13 protein-coding genes and 1 other annotated feature are annotated in these 16258 nt (G+C 41.3%); of the genes, 6 read left to right on the top strand and 7 right to left on the bottom strand.

Going from position 1 to position 16258, the window contains the following annotated elements; genetic code table 11:
* Nucleotides 1–82: 82 nt before the first annotated feature.
* From ACTWPX_RS18080 to ACTWPX_RS18065, 4 genes are all read right to left on the bottom strand, one after another.
* On the bottom strand, nucleotides 83–1255 hold the full coding sequence (locus ACTWPX_RS18080; protein ID WP_443120934.1) for an acetoin utilization protein AcuC: 1173 nt from the start codon (nucleotides 1253–1255) through the stop codon (nucleotides 83–85).
* Nucleotides 1252–1899, bottom strand: coding sequence for an acetoin utilization AcuB family protein (locus tag ACTWPX_RS18075; RefSeq protein ID WP_443120933.1), 648 nt, complete (start codon nucleotides 1897–1899; stop codon nucleotides 1252–1254). The genes ACTWPX_RS18080 and ACTWPX_RS18075 overlap by 4 nt, the downstream gene beginning before the upstream one ends.
* A 4-nt stretch (nucleotides 1900–1903) precedes the next feature.
* Complete coding sequence (locus tag ACTWPX_RS18070) at nucleotides 1904–2551, bottom strand: GNAT family N-acetyltransferase (RefSeq protein WP_443120932.1); 648 nt, start codon at nucleotides 2549–2551, stop codon at nucleotides 1904–1906.
* A 132-nt stretch (nucleotides 2552–2683) separates the two neighbouring features.
* Entirely contained in the window at nucleotides 2684–5899 is a 3216-nt protein-coding gene (locus ACTWPX_RS18065; RefSeq protein WP_443120931.1) for a transglycosylase domain-containing protein, read from the bottom strand.
* A gap of 122 nt (nucleotides 5900–6021) precedes the next feature.
* Nucleotides 6022–6229: a binding site (T-box leader), on the top strand.
* Nucleotides 6230–6349: 120 nt separating this feature from the next.
* Between ACTWPX_RS18065 and tyrS the strand changes: the two genes are divergently transcribed.
* Nucleotides 6350–7618: a tyrosine--tRNA ligase gene (gene tyrS, locus ACTWPX_RS18060; RefSeq protein ID WP_443120930.1), complete on the top strand. Its 1269-nt coding sequence runs from the start codon at nucleotides 6350–6352 to the stop codon at nucleotides 7616–7618.
* Between the two features lie 233 nt (nucleotides 7619–7851).
* On the opposite strand, the gene rpsD is transcribed toward tyrS, so the two are convergent.
* Nucleotides 7852–8454 (bottom strand): 30S ribosomal protein S4, encoded by a 603-nt coding sequence (gene rpsD / locus ACTWPX_RS18055; RefSeq protein ID WP_128526196.1) that lies wholly within the window; start codon nucleotides 8452–8454, stop codon nucleotides 7852–7854.
* Nucleotides 8455–8834: 380 nt separating this feature from the next.
* On the opposite strand from rpsD, the gene ACTWPX_RS18050 reads away from it, so the two are divergent.
* The gene (locus ACTWPX_RS18050) at nucleotides 8835–10727 is read left to right on the top strand and encodes a sensor domain-containing diguanylate cyclase (protein ID WP_443120929.1); all 1893 of its coding nucleotides are present in this window, start codon (nucleotides 8835–8837) and stop codon (nucleotides 10725–10727) included.
* A 54-nt stretch (nucleotides 10728–10781) separates the two neighbouring features.
* Here the strand turns inward: ACTWPX_RS18050 and ACTWPX_RS18045 are convergent, their stop codons facing one another.
* Complete coding sequence (locus tag ACTWPX_RS18045) at nucleotides 10782–11261, bottom strand: GAF domain-containing protein (RefSeq protein WP_443120928.1); 480 nt, start codon at nucleotides 11259–11261, stop codon at nucleotides 10782–10784.
* 122 nt (nucleotides 11262–11383) lie between these two features.
* Between ACTWPX_RS18045 and refZ the strand changes: the two genes are divergently transcribed.
* Nucleotides 11384–11986, top strand: a complete 603-nt coding sequence (gene refZ / locus ACTWPX_RS18040; RefSeq protein WP_443120927.1) for a forespore capture DNA-binding protein RefZ — start codon at nucleotides 11384–11386, stop codon at nucleotides 11984–11986.
* On the opposite strand, the gene hisJ is transcribed toward refZ, so the two are convergent.
* Nucleotides 11976–12779 (bottom strand): histidinol-phosphatase HisJ, encoded by an 804-nt coding sequence (gene hisJ, locus ACTWPX_RS18035; RefSeq protein WP_443120926.1) that lies wholly within the window; start codon nucleotides 12777–12779, stop codon nucleotides 11976–11978. The two genes, refZ and hisJ, sit on opposite strands and share 11 nt — an antisense overlap.
* Before the next feature lie 160 nt (nucleotides 12780–12939).
* Between hisJ and ezrA the strand changes: the two genes are divergently transcribed.
* From ezrA to ACTWPX_RS18020, 3 genes are all read left to right on the top strand, one after another.
* Nucleotides 12940–14631 carry a septation ring formation regulator EzrA gene (ezrA, locus tag ACTWPX_RS18030; RefSeq protein WP_443120925.1) on the top strand — a complete coding sequence of 564 codons (1692 nt, stop codon included), beginning with the start codon at nucleotides 12940–12942 and terminating at the stop codon, nucleotides 14629–14631.
* A gap of 11 nt (nucleotides 14632–14642) precedes the next feature.
* On the top strand, nucleotides 14643–14981 hold the full coding sequence (locus ACTWPX_RS18025) for a hypothetical protein (RefSeq protein WP_443120924.1): 339 nt from the start codon (nucleotides 14643–14645) through the stop codon (nucleotides 14979–14981).
* A 136-nt stretch (nucleotides 14982–15117) separates the two neighbouring features.
* A complete protein-coding gene (locus ACTWPX_RS18020; protein ID WP_443120923.1) occupies nucleotides 15118–16257 on the top strand; it encodes a cysteine desulfurase family protein in 1140 nt (379 codons plus the stop codon).
* Nucleotide 16258: the final 1 nt, after the last annotated feature.

Genomic DNA, 16258 nt, shown 5'->3' with positions numbered 1-16258 from the left:
TAGTCGAGCTTCTAAGTGTAAAGAATGCACTTGGATGGTTAGGTGAAGCTTGACAGGGGGGCCAAGCGCTATAATTTTTATTTTACATAGAATTGTATTTTTTCTGATTGTGGATTAACTGCAAAGCTTTTTCTAATAGCTTCTCATTCTTTTCTGTAATCTCTTTTCGCCTTGGGATCGGCTGACAAGCATCTGGAGGGTCCCCCCATGATGTAACCAATGACACAGGTGCTTTTTTCTGCCATTTGTTAACCCATTCTTCTGGTAAATCCCCTTCAAAAGGAGTTTGATCCACCATCACTTTCCAAATTTGTGACCAGGCACGTGGGACGACACGCCAGATATCGTATCCTCCACCACCAAGAGCTATCCACTTTCCATCACAGTATTGGTGGGAGAGCTCATGAGCAATTCGCGGAATTTGCTCATAAATCTTCATAGTGGAACAAAGGTGTGTGAGCGGATCCAAAAAGTGAGCATCTGCTCCGTTTTGGGTAATGATCACGTCCGGTTTGAAGAACTCTACAATTTCCCTGAAAGCGGATTCATAGACGTGTAAAAAAGATTCATCTTCTGTAAATGCATCTATAGGTAAATTAAATGAATAACCATACCCTTCTTTCAGCCCTCTTTCGTTCACATTTCCTGTACCAGGGAATAGATAACGGCCTGTTTCGTGAATGGAGAAAGTGCAAACATTCGGGTCATCATAAAAAGCCCATTGCACGCCATCACCATGGTGAGCGTCAGTGTCCACATACAGCACTTTATAGTCATATTTTTCTCTAATGTACTTGATGCCTACCGCTCCATCATTATAGATACAGAAACCAGAAGCTTTCCGCTCGAATCCATGATGCAGCCCTCCGCCAAGATTTAATGCATGCTGCACCTTTCCCTCTAGTACAGCATCAATCGCAGAGAGTGTGCTTCCTACGAGCAGCTGTGATGCTTCATGCATGCCATTGAACATTGGTGTATCTTCTGTTCCGATTCCGAATTCCATTCCTTCTTCTTCTGATAGCATCCCCATGCCCGCTTTTTTCACTGCCTGAATATAAGGTTTGCTGTGTGCTAGCGCCAATTCATCTTCTGTGGCCAATCTTGGTTTGATCATATGTTGCTGCTTTAAAACACCAGAAGCATCCAGCAGTTCTTTTGTCATGACGACCCGCATCTGATTGAAAGGGTGATCATCACGAAAGCGGTAGTTTGTAAAATCATTGGAATAAACAAAACCTGAATGACAACTCATGATAGCATCCCTGGCATTTTTGGCCACAATACTTCATAGCCCTCTGATTTTAAATCCTCAATCGTCGGGAGCGGGTTCATTGTCTGAATACGGACAACAATGATTTTATACTTAGGATCAGGTTTATAAGGATAAATAAGTACAGAACTTATATTCACTTTACGTTTACCAAAGACTTGGGTAACTTGTGGCAGTATCCCGGGCCTGTTGATGACCTTCACTTCGATTTGAGAACTTTGGACATGGGTTCCTGTTAACTGGATCAGGGTGTAAAGCATATCTTTTTCAGTAATTATTCCCACCAGCACTTCATTCCTCGTGACAGGGACACAGGCAATCTCCTGTTCATAGAAAATTGAGGCCACTTCTTCGACGAAATCTAAAGGATGTACAGTAGTAACAGGAGATGTCATAATTGATTTGATAGGGTTTTTCAACTCTTCAGGATCTGTATCTTCTTCAAAAATTGAAGGGCTTGCATCTCTTACATCCCTGTCTGAGACAATACCAATGACATGTTTTTTTTCATCAATGATGGGGATGTGGCGGATGTGATGTTCATTTAGAAGTTTTAGTGCCGTCCCGATCGTTTCATCCGGGGGGAGGGTGATGACTTTATCTTTCATGATTTCTTCAACTAACATTCAGTTACCTCCTTGTCTCACGATATTGATGCCTTGTTAGAAAGCGTAATCTATCAAATTCCTCAATAGAAGATTCTGTAACATGCTTTCCGATTTTAACCATCAAGCAATTCGCGGGGTGGGATATAATTTCTGGATCATCTGTAGGAGAAGGGGTCAAGCCGCCAGCAGCCATCATCTTTTCCATCACTCTCCGATAATCCCATATATTCAGTCCAGTACCTTTTAAATCCCAGTGCCAATAATATTCAGTAGATATAATAATGTAATTCTCCATGTATTCGTCTCTCATTGTCACTTCTAAAAGCCGTGAACCGATACGATATCCGCGAAAACCAGGGATTACTTCAATCGCCCCAAGTTCAATAAGATCCTCCATGTTGCCTTCAGACCACCGTTCTAGAGGATCTGGATGGAGGTAGGTGACATATCCGATGATATCTTCATTGTTTCTTGCAATAATTATTCTTCCTTCTTCAAAATCAGCGATCCCCTTGATTGCCTCGAATTGTTTTTCAGCTGGACGGAAAGCAGTCAGCTTTTCATTGAATGTATATTGGGAAAGCTCTTCAGAAGATAATGGACCTTCGACTATCACTGGTCCATGCTCCGTGTCAAATGCTTCATAATGATAGGTTTTTTCATGATTCATTCAGTCACCACCTGAAAGAGATTATTAGTAATAAAGGTTCAATTTTCTCCATTATACATTAAATTATATGATTTTAAATTCTCTGATAAAAATAAAACTCCGATCGTTGAACGATCGGAGTTTTTAAATTTGTTACTCTTCATCTGTATTTGAATCACTTTCAGTATTTTCTCCTGAGCTATTACCTTCGCTATCGGAGTCACCTCCAGAACCATCTCCAGAGCCATCACCGGAACCGTTACCGCCGCCGGATCCGCCTCCAGAGCCATCACCGGAACCGTTACCGCCGCCGGATCCGCCTCCAGAGCCATCACCGGAACTGTCACCGTCGCCGGACCCGCCTCCAGAGCCATCACCGGACCCGCCATCGCCCCCGGATCCGTCTCCAGAGTCACCGGAATTATCGCTCCCGGAATCATCATTTGAGCTGTCATTATCCGATTCATTTCCTGAACCACTACTCCCATTTGAACCTGAATCATTCCCTGAGCCATTGTTAGACCCAGAATTTCCGTCAGAAGCGTTATTATCTTCTGAAGGCTCCGGTTCAGGTTCAGGAGCACCCGGGTCTCCTACTGTAGCTGGATCTGATAAGGCTGAAGTTTGTCCAAAGTAATCGACTGCTCTAACAGCATATACGCCTTCACCACCGGAATAGCTGATGGCATTCTCTACAGTACTTCCAATTAAAGAATAGGAGCCACCAGGTGTGGAAGCGCGATATACGCGGTAACCTACGACATCGCTGCTTGCAGACGAGGACCAGCTAATGGAAGAACCACTAGTTGAAACAGATCCAGGAGCTGCAGGGGCTTGCCCATCGTTATCTATCGATGTAGCTGTCGAACCGATAGATCCTGTAGAAGGAAGGGCAACATTTGACCATGCTCCGGAATTCGGTAAGAGCTCTCTTAGAACTTCCGGGCTTGTGTACCCGTTCTCTTCAAGGAATTCAGGGCTTAACGTTACACCACCACCGTCAAGAATGAACTCATTCGGAGTGTTAGAGCCCGCCACAACGAGCTGATCTTTCACTCTCACGAAATCGCCGCTTATCAAGCTGTCATCGACTTTGCTTGGCGCATAGTCGGCATCATAAATATCGCTCTTTGCTAGTCCTACAGAAGAGCAAAGATCTGACGCAAGCAGACCAGAGGTTGCGCAATAAGATCTTGTCACCAAGCCTCCAGGGCTCTCGAAGTTATCACTTGGGACCATTAATTCTGGTCTGATCTCAGACACTGCATTGACAACATCTGCCCATAAGCCTTGTGTTCTCGCATTGTAATTCAAGTGCTGCATATTTCCTTCTGCAAAACCTGTCCACATACCCACTGTGACATTCGGGTTCGTAGCTACAAACCAGGAGTCTCTTGTATATTGTGAGGTTCCTGTTTTACCTGCCCAATCAACACCGCGATTAGCAAGTAAACCTGGCACCCTTGAGCCTGTCCCATATTCCAGAACATCTCTCATGACGTCAATAGTCAAATAGGCTGCCTGAGGGCTGTAGACTTCGGTTTCTTTCACTTCATGTTCATAGATGGTTTCGCCATCGTTTGTTTCGATTTTTTCAATCATATAGGCATCAACGAATTTACCCATATTGCCGAAAGTGGCATAGGCATTCAGGTTTTCCTCGACCGTTATACCTCTCGTAAGGCCACCGATGGCCATGGATTCGGATGTATAATCATTAAATTTATCATTTTTAACTAAATGTTCTTCCATGCCCATTTTTACTAAATAGTTCTTCACTGGGTTTTCATTTCTAATTTCATTGTATTGTTTAACGGCGGGCACGTTATATGAATTTGCTAACGCATACCGTGCGGAAACAAACCCGCGGTGGTTTCTCGAGAAGTTACGGACTTGACCGCCTACATTATAATAATACGGGACGTCTGCTATAACCGATCCTGGCTGTGCAGCCCCCATATCAAAGCTTGGACCATAAACGAGTAACGGCTTCATCGTACTACCGTTTGAACGGCGCGCCTGAGTTGCGTGGTTCATAGATTCTTCTTCAAAGTCATAGCCGCCGATAAAGCCATGGATTTTACCTGTTGAATTCTCTATGACCATACTGCCTAATTGAAGGGGAGTATCTACTTGTATTTCTTCACCCTCTGCATTGAAGGCTGTTTTCTGCCCCCAAGGCCAGTTATTTTCAGTATAGGAATCTCTGACCTTATTCATAACTTCATAGACTTCTTTATCCAGCGTGGTGTGGATTTTGTATCCTCCGGAAGACAGTTCACGTTCCACGAGGGTAGCATATTCTTCCTGTAAGGCTTCATCTTTGTCCAGATCTTCTTGTGTATGTCCATTTTCTTTCAATAAGTAGGCTTTAATGTGTTCTTTAGCTCTACTCTGTACTTCCTGGTTGATAGCCGGGTACTCCCCGATAGCCGTTGCTTTAGGGTCTGCTAAGGTTTCTTCGTTGATCTTGAATTTCATTGCCTCATCGTATTCAGCCTGTGTAATATATTCGGCTTCCAGCATGCGGTCGAGGACTTCATGCATTCGATCCAATCCATCCTCAAGGTCTTCTTTCTCTTTAATTGAACCATCGTTGTTGAAAGGTGTATATCCGAATGGTGATTGCGGCAGTCCCGCGATATATGCTGATTGGGCAAGATTCAATTCACTTGCATTCACCCCGAAGATTCCTTGAGCTGCAGTCTGGATACCAGCTACGTTTTGTCCGTTGGCATTTCTGCCGAAGGGAACAATGTTCAAATATGCCTCAAGTATTTCTTCTTTTTCTAAGAATTTTTCTACTCTTAATGCAAGGAGCATTTCTTTTGCTTTACGTTCAAAAGAAACTTCATTAGTTAAAATTTGATTTTTAACTAATTGTTGAGTTAAGGTACTCCCGCCAGTTTTGACAGCTGAGTTTGTCACTTCTTGCACGACAGCTCTCATAACCGCTTTAGGAACAACACCTTTGTGCTCTCCAAAATTCTCATCTTCTGTCGCTATTACAGCATTCTGCAAATGTTCACTGACTTGTTCTAGTTGAACTTCTTCACGATATAGGTCTGAACTGACATCACCAATTTCTGTTTCGTCCGTAAAATACATTGTGGATGTTTCAGCGTAATTGTAGATCGTCTCTTTCATTTCTTTTTCGCTTGTGACCGGCTGGTCTTTTACTAGAGAAGCGAAATAGCCGGCACCGACTCCGCCAGCGAAGAAAAGCCCGACCACACCAATGATGATAAAAAATAAGATGACATTCCAAATGACATCATAGGTGATGCGGGTCTTCTTCTGGATGGATTCGTCTTGCCAAAGAGACCGGAAATCCAATTTATTTCGACCTTTCTTCTTATTATTAGACATGATAATACCTCCTAAAAATCCATCAATATTATAACACACCGGGGGAAGATAGGATATATAACCATCCTCAGAATTTGTTGCTTTTTTATTTTGGATATGATAAATATAGTACATAGTTGAATATGCGTGCGTTGAAAGATTGAAGTAGAGAACATTTCCCTGCTACAGAGAGCTGACGGTCGGTGGAAGTCGGTGCAAATTTGTTTTTGAATTACGACCTGGAGCAATCTTCTGGTGTGAATCAGAAGACGGTGTGATAGCCGTTATCGATACAAGTGGCACATATACTGTGCAACAAGGGTGGTACCGCGAAAAGACCTCGTCCCTTTTTATGGGGAAGAGGTCTTTTTTTCGTCTTCTGACTGAATGGGCTATTCTCGTATTTCCATCTCCAAGGTTCCCTGCAACCATAGCTCAACATATAGGAAAATGATAAGAGGAGTGGTCAGAATGGATTTGTTAAAAGATTTGCACCAGCGAGGTCTGGTCAATCAGATTACAGATGAAAAAGGTTTAGAAAAGCATTTAGATAGCGGCCAAGTCACGCTCTACTGTGGATTCGATCCAACAGCTGACAGTTTGCATATCGGACATTTACTCCCGATTTTGATGCTGAAAAGATTCCAACAGGCAGGACACCGACCTATCGCTTTAGTTGGTGGCGGTACAGGCATGATTGGTGATCCAAGCGGGCGGTCTACGGAGCGTCAATTGAACAATGCGGAAGTCGTTCACGATTACAGCGAAAGCATCAAAAACCAGCTTGCAAAAATCCTCAACTTTGAAGAGGGGGACAACGCAGCTGTAGCCCGAAACAATCATGAGTGGTTGTCACAAATGACCATCATAGATTTCCTGAGAGACACCGGCAAACATTTTGGGATCAATTACATGTTAGCTAAAGACTCTGTAGAATCGAGAATTGAACAAGGAATCAGCTTTACTGAATTCTCTTATATGATTCTTCAATCATTAGATTTTCAGCAACTTCATGAAAAAGAGAACTGTACCCTTCAAATAGGGGGGAGTGACCAATGGGGGAACATTACAGCAGGTTTGGAATTACTGAGGCGATCAGCTGCGGGGGAGCAAGAAGTAGATGCATACGGTTTGACGGTTCCATTGATCACGAAAGCAGATGGATCCAAATTCGGAAAAACAGCTGGCGGTGCGGTATGGCTGGATCCTGAAAAAACCTCTCCTTACGAGTTTTACCAGTTCTGGATCAATGCCGACGACCGCGATGTCATCCGCTTCTTGAAGTCCTTCACTTTCCTAAGTCTGGAAGAGATTGCAGAGTTAGAGAAGGAAGTGGAAACACAGCCTGAAAAACGGGTTGCTCAGCGTAGATTAGCAGAAGAAATGACAGTGCTTGTCCATGACAAGGAAGCGTTGAAGCAAGCAGAGCGTATTTCTGAAGCTCTATTTAGTGGAGACATTAAAGCTCTTTCTGGAGAAGAAATTGAGCAAGGGTTTAAGGATGTACCTGCTTACACCTCTGAAGTGAAAAATCCTCAACTTCTTGATTTGCTAGTTGAAGGTGGTATTTCATCCTCTAAGCGACAAGCGAGAGAAGATATCGGGAATGGTGCAGTATATATCAATGGAGAACGCAATCAGGATTTGAAGCACACGATTGGAGAACAGGATCGAATCGAAGACCGTTTCACTATTATTAGACGTGGCAAGAAAAAGTATTTCCTAATTAGATTCCAATAAAGGTTTTACTGGTAATCGCTTAGGAAGCACACTTTAGAATATGGATATTTTCATACTATATAGAGGGGCTTTGGGAAACGACTGGTTTCCCAACGTCCCTTTTCACTCTAACGAAATTACGAACTGGTCCGCTCACGTCGAATGATATTATCCATAGAAAAAGAAAAGCCCATGAAATGTAAGTGAACCTACATTTCATGGGCTTTATTGTATCAATTAAATATCTGACTCTATTAACGGGAGTAGAATTCAACGATAAGGTGTTCGTTGATTTCGGAAGGAAGCTCTGAACGTTCAGGAAAACGAGTGTACGTTCCTTCACGCTTGTCTTCGTCGAAAGTGAGGTATTCAGGTACGAAGTTGTTTACTTCGATCGCCTCTTCTACGACGTTAAGTTTTTGAGATTTTTCACGAAGGCTGATCTCTTGACCAGGAGCTACGCGGTAAGATGGGATGTCAACGCGACCACCATCTACTGTTACGTGACCGTGTGTAACTAGCTGACGCGCTTGGTTGCGTGTACGAGCTATACCAAGACGGTAAACGATGTTATCCAAACGGGATTCAAGAAGGATCATGAAGTTTTCACCGTGGATCCCTTTCATGTTACCCGCTTCTTCAAACATACGACGGAATTGACGCTCAGTCAAACCGTACATGAAACGAAGCTTTTGCTTCTCTTGTAGTTGAAGACCGAATTCGGATAGTTTTTTACGTTGGTTTGGACCGTGTTGTCCAGGTGCGTAAGGGCGCTTTTCAAGCTCCTTACCAGTTCCGCTTAAAGAAATACCATAACGACGAGATTTTTTCCAGGTTGGACCTGTATAACGTGCCATAGGAATTTCCTCCTTTTTATTTTATTTTGCATAAAATAAAAACAGTGTGTTCCTTCTTTCATTGCTCATTATGTTTTCATGCACCTTCGCCCCAGCAGCAGAGAGTTACGCGATGCACCTCCGATAGTGAAGGAACAAAATGAAAACAACGACGGTTCACATAGGCTGCCATTTATTTTACACAAGGACCATTATAATTTTATATAGACCTTAAGTCAAGAGGATAAGCGATGTTTCTTCCAAGCTATTACCTTAATTCAGTGCAAAGGAATCGTTTTTTTAAGCGAATTGGAAAAAATTCCATTAATATGGTCGTTGAGATGATTAAAGTCATGGTACAATATACTCCATAAGTTTGTAAGGGAAGATAGGTGAATAGAATGATTGTAAAAAACTTTATTGAACAGCGAATTCAAAAAATTCAAAGTCAATTATTCGAGTTAGTCACGACCGAGACACCTTACACCTTTGAACAATTCATTGTCAATCTTTCCATAGAAATGGAAGAAGCAGCGGGCGCCCATTTCAGTGCTATTTATTTTTTGGATGAATGGAAAGGCCATTTCCGGTTGTACTCAGAAACTTCTTCAGGTCACCCATTTTTACGTAATCACTTTTCTTTAGATGACCTCATACATCCAGACTCTGACTCTCTCAGATCAAAGGAAGTGGAACATATCATACGTACTGGAGAGTCAACGATGGATTTGTCGATCGCACCGCTTGGGTCAGGAAAGAAGATATTTGGGTTCTTAGTCTTAGGGTTCGATCAACTTCCTTCCTTTGGAGAAGGATTTTTTAAGGTACTTTCAGATGAACTGACGAAATGTATTAAAAAAGTCGAAGGTCTATATTCGACTCTTGAAGAAAAGAAGAAGTATGAGCTGCTTTATAAAGTTACCTCTCAATTTCATTCTTCTATTGATACAGATGGAGTTTTGAATGAAGTGATTGAGACTTTGAGGAAGGTATATCCTGATTTTCAGTATTACCTTTTGTTATCGCAAGATTATACAACTGATAAAGACTTACCGGTCCGTGAGCTTGCATACGATATGGATCCATCTTCAAAAGCGAGTATACAAGCTTACATGACGGGTGAAATACAAATAGAAGATCGCCTTCAAGAAAAACAATCGTATTTATACGCCCCGTTAAAAGGAAAACAAGGGATATATGGGGTTTTACAAGTGATCGCACCGAGCTATTTATATTTTCCGAAAAAAGATATAGAATTTTTTCTCCTTATTGCAAATACAGCAGGTAACGCACTTGAGAACGCTCAACTCTATCAACAATCAAGAAAACTTAATGATGATTTACAATTGATCAATTCTACTTCTCAAAAATTAAATTCAAATATTCGATTAACTGAAAAGATAAGTTTTATGGCTTTCAAAATCGAACAATCGTTCCACGCCCATGAAGTTGGTTTCCTCACATGGAATGTGGAACAACCTGATTATTATGTACTTGAAGGAAGTTCATCTTTTTTCACTTCAAAGCAGTGCACCTCTTTGGTCAAACAACTGGAAAAAATGGTGCAAGATCAGGAAGAAGCATTGTTTATCGGCGATTTTCAAAATGAAATGACGGCGTACAGTCCTTTCAGATCAGTGATGGCAGTGCCGATGACTGATCATGAACATATAAATGGTTTGGCCATCGTGCTTCACAAAGAACCATATTTTTTTACATTCGAATCATTCAAACTTTTGCAATCACTGGTCCATCACTCGACACTCGCTTTTGCCAATTCTATGCTGAGGGAAAAGCTCGAGAAAGCCGTGATCACTGATTATTTGACAAAATTACATTCGAGAATTCATTTGGATGAATGTGTAGAGAAGCATATCGAGGATAGTCAGGAAGGGCATTTGATTCTTTTTGATATTGATGATTTCAAACTGGTTAATGATACATATGGTCATCAAATCGGGGACGAAGTCATTTGCCAGGTGGCGGATGTCATTAAGGATAACATTGAAGGAGTCGGAATAGCAGCCCGGTGGGGAGGGGAGGAACTGGCTGTATTCTTACCATTGATTTCAGCCGAAGAAGCACATGAACTGGCTGAAAGGATGCGAAAAAAAGTTGTTGTCAATACTCATCCTTCTGTGACAGTTTCTTGCGGCCTGGCTTCTTGGAATATCTTAAAGAGTATGCCTGACCGAAAACAGATTGTTCAACGAGCGGACCAAGCCCTTTATAAAGCTAAAAATTCTGGTAAAAATAAATTGGTCATTGCGGAAGAGTATCGCAACTCTTTTTAAAGAACTAAAACAGCCCGCTTCCAAAGTATATGAATGAAGGGGCTGTTTTTAATTTCACAAATGCTTTTGCAGGGTTGTGACAAAATCAAGCAGTTTTTCTTCATCGATTTCGTCAAATCTGCCTTTAGAAGGACTGTCTATATCTAAGACACCATAAATCTCTTTATCCTTTAAGATAGGTATGACTATTTCTGATTGACTTGCGGCATCACAAGCAATGTGCCCCGGAAAGGCATGAACGTCTTCGACTCTCTGTACACTTTGTTCAGAAACGGCTGTGCCGCAAACTCCTTTGCCAGATGGAATTCTTACACATGCAGGCAAACCTTGGAACGGACCAAGCACCAGTTGACTTTCTTTCCATAAGTAAAACCCTACCCAATTCACATCTTCTAAGAATTGGTTCAGTAAGGAAGAAGCATTCGACAAATTAGCAATGGCATCTGGTTCATCTTCAATGAGGGCTTTCAATTGTTTGTTCAATAGACCATAATTTTCTTCTTTAGTGCCGGTATAGGCAGATGATTGAAACATATTCATACCTCCTGATTTTGCGTGATTCGACAGTTGTTTGAAATTCATGTCGGTATTTGATGGACGATTATAGGCAGGAAATCCTACAAAAATAGAGAATCTTTTCCTAAGGGGGAAAAATGATGACTCGACTGAACATGACACGTTCTAAGGTGTTAGATGTAGCCTGCCGCCTATTTTACAGCCAAGGATTCAATGGGACATCCGTGAGAGATATTGCAAAGGCTGCAAATGTCAATGTCTCCTTGATCCATTACTACTTCAAAAGTAAGCAAGGTCTTTTTGAATCGCTTGCTGTCAGTTATTTTGAACCTTATCTTGAGATGTTAGAAAGTGAGCAGCTTACTGACGATGATAATCATTTGAATTCTTTAGTGACAAAAATTTTACATTATAAACAATCCCATTATCAACTTTCCTGTTTGCTTTATCGGGAATTAACTTTGAACACCGTTTTTGCTCGTGAGATGCTTGTTACTTATTTAGCGAAGGAGAATCATCTTTTCATACAACTTCTTTTTCAGAAAAACTCTCAAATCGAAGTGACTTTTAAAGAGAAGCTTTGCCTTCTACAATTAAAGGGGCTTCTTAATGCACCATTCATGATGCCTCAGGAGTTCAAGGATCCTTTTATAACAGAAGCATCCATAGACCATTTCGTCAGGGTGTATAGTGAACTTATGAACGATCATCAATCTGTACAATTGATAGCTGCTAAAATGTAAGCAGCTTTTCATCTATATCATCCAGACCTTGTGTAATAGCTGAAGATTTATGAGCATCTGAACCGTAAATCAGAGGAATCCCCATTGAGGAAGCCCGTCTCGCTAAATTTAGAGGTGGATAAGTTTCTTTGCAATGGGGTTTTTTTGTACCTGCCCCATTGTAATCAAGTGAAAAGTCATTGCTTTTCACAAATTCAAGGAAATCGACCGCATATTCATTCCACTGTTCCGGAGCAGGAAATAAATGACGAAATTTCTTAACAAGTGTCATATGACCGATACGCTTTGGTTTAAATTCACCCAGGTCGCTCAAAATTGATTTCTTAAGTGTCTGAAAATACGTTTGGTATAAATGGTCATTACTACCGATGTCCTCCATAGAAGCCCTGTACATTTCAGGACTATAATCAATACAATACCAATTGTTTTTGCCCTTTAAGAAATGTACAGACAATATACTATCATCCATATGAGGGCCATAAATATCCAAAAAGTGCTTGATCTCTTCCTCGAACCCCTCAATATAGTCAACCTCTAACCCCTTTTGAACGACGATGTCGTTTTTATAATTTTCTTTCATTTTCTCAATATCCGTGAAATAATCATCGATCTCTTTTAAATTCATTCCACTATCTTTTTCAGGGACAGGGTCTGAAAAAGAAGGAGGTAATGGAGCGTGCTCTGTAAATGTCAGAGAGTGATAACCGGATTGGATTGCCTTTTCAATATAAGATTTTAAGGAGTCAGTTGTGCCGTGAGGGCAGTAGGGTGAATGGACATGTCCATCTCTCATATCACATTTCTCCTTTGCGTTTGAATTTTTTGTCAATATGATAATAAATTTGAAATATTTTAGCCAAAAGTATGATTTACATGGTATCATTATAAACAACTAAATCATATATCGGAACGTAATACATCCGTATGACACGTTTATTGTAAGGAGGCTATTTATGAAGTTTGTCATAGGGGCTATTTTACTACTTATTGCATTGTTCATCATAGGGCTGATTTGGCGGAAAAAAGTCTATGATGAAGTAGATCGCCTAGAAGGTTGGAAAATGGATATCATGAATCGGCGCGTCACCGAAGAGTTATCCAAGGTGAAGAATTTGAACCTTTCGGGTGAGACTCAAGAGAAATTCGAGAATTGGCGGAACCGTTGGGATCGAATCCTTACAAAAGAACTGCCGGAGCTTGAAGAAGATCTTTTCGATGCAGAGGAAGCAGCTGATCGATATCGCTTGAAAAGAGTGAAAGTAGTGTTAGCTCAGACCGAAAAGAAGTTACTGAACATTGAAGAAGACATTAAGAGAATGTTGGAAGAGTTGGAAAACTTACTCGATTCCGAAAAACAGAGCCGGATTGAAATTGAAACGATGGAGCCGGAATTAAAAGATTTAGCGAAAGTGTTGATTCAAAACCGGCATCAATATGGAAAAGCGATTCATGTTTTTGAACAGCGCGTTGATAACCTGAAGGATCAATTAAGTGAATATGAACGGTTGGCAGAACAAGGGGACTATATTGAAGCTAACGCTTTAGTGAAGAATATCCGTGAAGAAATAGTAGCGTTACAAGAAGGCATACAATACTTCCCGGATCGTTACAAAAAAGCAAAATCAGAGCTGCCTGAACAATTGAAAGAATTAAAATACGGTTTGGACGATATGAAAGCTGAAGGCTACCGGGTTTCCCACTTTGATTTCTTACCGGAAATACATAAATATGAGCGTTCATTGGAAGAAATGGTTGTCCAACTTGAACAGGGAGACGAAACAGAAGTTGAAGAAACTTTAAATGGAATAGAAGTACGTATTCAAGAAATGTACCAACTGCTTGAAAGTGAAGCGATTGCTCATCATTATGTAGAAAAACAATTGGTTCCACTTAAAGCCCAATTGGACGAATTGGACTATTTGTTGACAGATACGGAGCGGGAATTGAAAGAAATACAAATCACATACCAACTGGAAGAAGAAGACTTGGAATCATATCGAGGCGTCAAGAATTGGTTCAACCAATTAAAGAATCGGATGACGAGTATCGATTTCAAACGTGAAGATGGAGAGACCTCCTATGCTGCTCTCCGGGAAGATTTAGAACAAGTCCAGGAGCAAGTGGGAGAACTTCAAGAGCAGCATGGCTACTTCAATGAGCGGGTCCAGAGTCTCCGGAAAGATGAGCGTGAAGCTAAGAAGAAACTTGCTAACATGGAAGAATTACTTTTGGATACACACCGTCGTTTGAAGCGTAGTAATATTCCGGGCATTCCCACTTCGATTTATGAAGATATGAAACTGGCAAGTGAGAAGGTTGATGAAGTTTTCCAAAACCTTGAGAAGCAGCCATTGGATATGACGATTGTTCTGGTGAAATTAGAGGAAGCTGTAGAGATGACTGAACAATTAAGCCAGGATGCGGAAAAAGTGATGGAAAAGGCACACTTTGCAGAGCGAGTGATTCAGTATGGTAACCGCTACAGAAGCAAGTATCCTCTTCTGGCTGCAAAACTCTTAGAGGCAGAAGATCGATTCAGAACTTTCCATTACGATGAAGCTCTGACATTAGCAGCAGAGGCCATAAAAGAAGTGGATCCGGATTTATTTTCTAAGATTGATTTAGAAGAAGAAGTACTCGTGTAGGAAGTGTTACTATGAAAAAGCGTTTAATGTTTGGTCTGGGAACGGCCATGATTCTTGTGTGGACCAGCGTATTATTGCTTTTCCTGTGGTCTCCATCAAGTGGAGATGATGCGGTGGGCAATCATAGCTTGGCCCTCCATTCACCTACCTCCGGCAAAACTCTTAGCGAACAAGAATCAGCGAATTTCCTGGTTGAAATACATGAACAGACCTCCGAAACCAAAACCATAATTGGGAAACAAGTTATTACAAATAGGTGGATCGATGATGTTAATGATGATGGGAAGCTAAGCATCGATACTCTTTTGGAAACTCTGGAACTGGATGAATCAGAATCTGATAATAGTTGAAAACAAGCACCTGCAGGTTAAGCAGGTGCTTGTTTTACTTTGTAAAGGCATTACCAGGGAAATGTCGCAGTTTATTTGATAAAAATGTTATGATAAAATAATGGACTGCAATTTGAATTCAAAGGAGTCAAAGCTCATGATTTATTTAGATAATAGTGCGACAACCCGACCACTTCCGGAAGTGTTGGACAGTTTCCAGAAAGCAGCTGACCAATATTATGCGAACCCTTCCTCTGTCCATAGCTTTGGAAGCGAAGCAGAACGTCTGTTAGAACGTTCAAGGAAACAAGCCTCCAGCTTGTTGCAGGTAGATCCTCAAGAAGTGGTATTCACCTCAGGTGGAACGGAAGGGAACAATATGGCAGTCAAGGGGATTGCTTTTCAACATCAGACGAGAGGAAAGCACTTGATTACCTCCCGAATTGAACACCCTTCTGTAATCCAGGCATTTGGTGCACTAGAGTCTTTGGGCTTTGAAGTCACTTATATAAATGTAAATAAGGAGGGGAAGGTTAATCTGGAGGAGCTTAAAGGCGCTCTTAGAGAAGATACCACCCTTGTAAGTATCATGTCGGTGAATAATGAGTTAGGAACGCTCCAGCCGATTAAAGAAATAGGCCGGATATTAAAAGATTATCCAAAAATATTCTTCCACGTTGATCATGTCCAGGGCATAGGGAAAATCGATTTACCAATAAAGGATTGGGGCATAGACTTGTGTACAATTTCCGGCCATAAAATCCATGGCTTAAAGGGTACAGGAGCGTTGGTCGTTCAAAAGTACGTGTCTTTATTTCCTTTGCTTCATGGTGGTAGTCAAGAGTCAGAAGTTCGGGCTGGTACAGAAAACCTGCCAGGGGCGGTCGCTTTTGTGAAAGCTCTTCGTTTACTACACGAAGACCAAAGTGGTAAGAGCGATCACTTACGCACGCTCAGGCATTTGCTGTGGACAAGTTTGAAAAAACGCTCTTATTGTCAGATCAACTCTCCTAGGGATGGAGCTCCACATATCGTCAATTTTTCGATTCCAGGCTATAAGCCGGAAGTCGTGATCCACTCCTTAGGACAAAAGGGAATTTTCATTTCTACGAAATCAGCTTGTTCCTCAAAACAGCCAGACGTAAGTACAGTATTAAAAGCTTGTAATCTGGATCATGACCTGACTACATCCGCTCTCAGGGTAAGCATGTCTTATCAAAATAATGAAAAAGAAATAGAGAATTTTCTTGAAATTTTAGACACAACAGTAGAAAAATTACAGCAAACGATGGGGTGAG

The sequence above is a fragment of the Halobacillus sp. H74 genome (genome assembly GCF_052246715.1).
Lineage (GTDB): Bacteria > Bacillota > Bacilli > Bacillales > Halobacillaceae > Halobacillus > Halobacillus litoralis_A.
The sequence above is the reverse complement of the archived record's forward strand: the minus strand, read 5'-3'. Positions and strand labels throughout refer to the sequence as shown.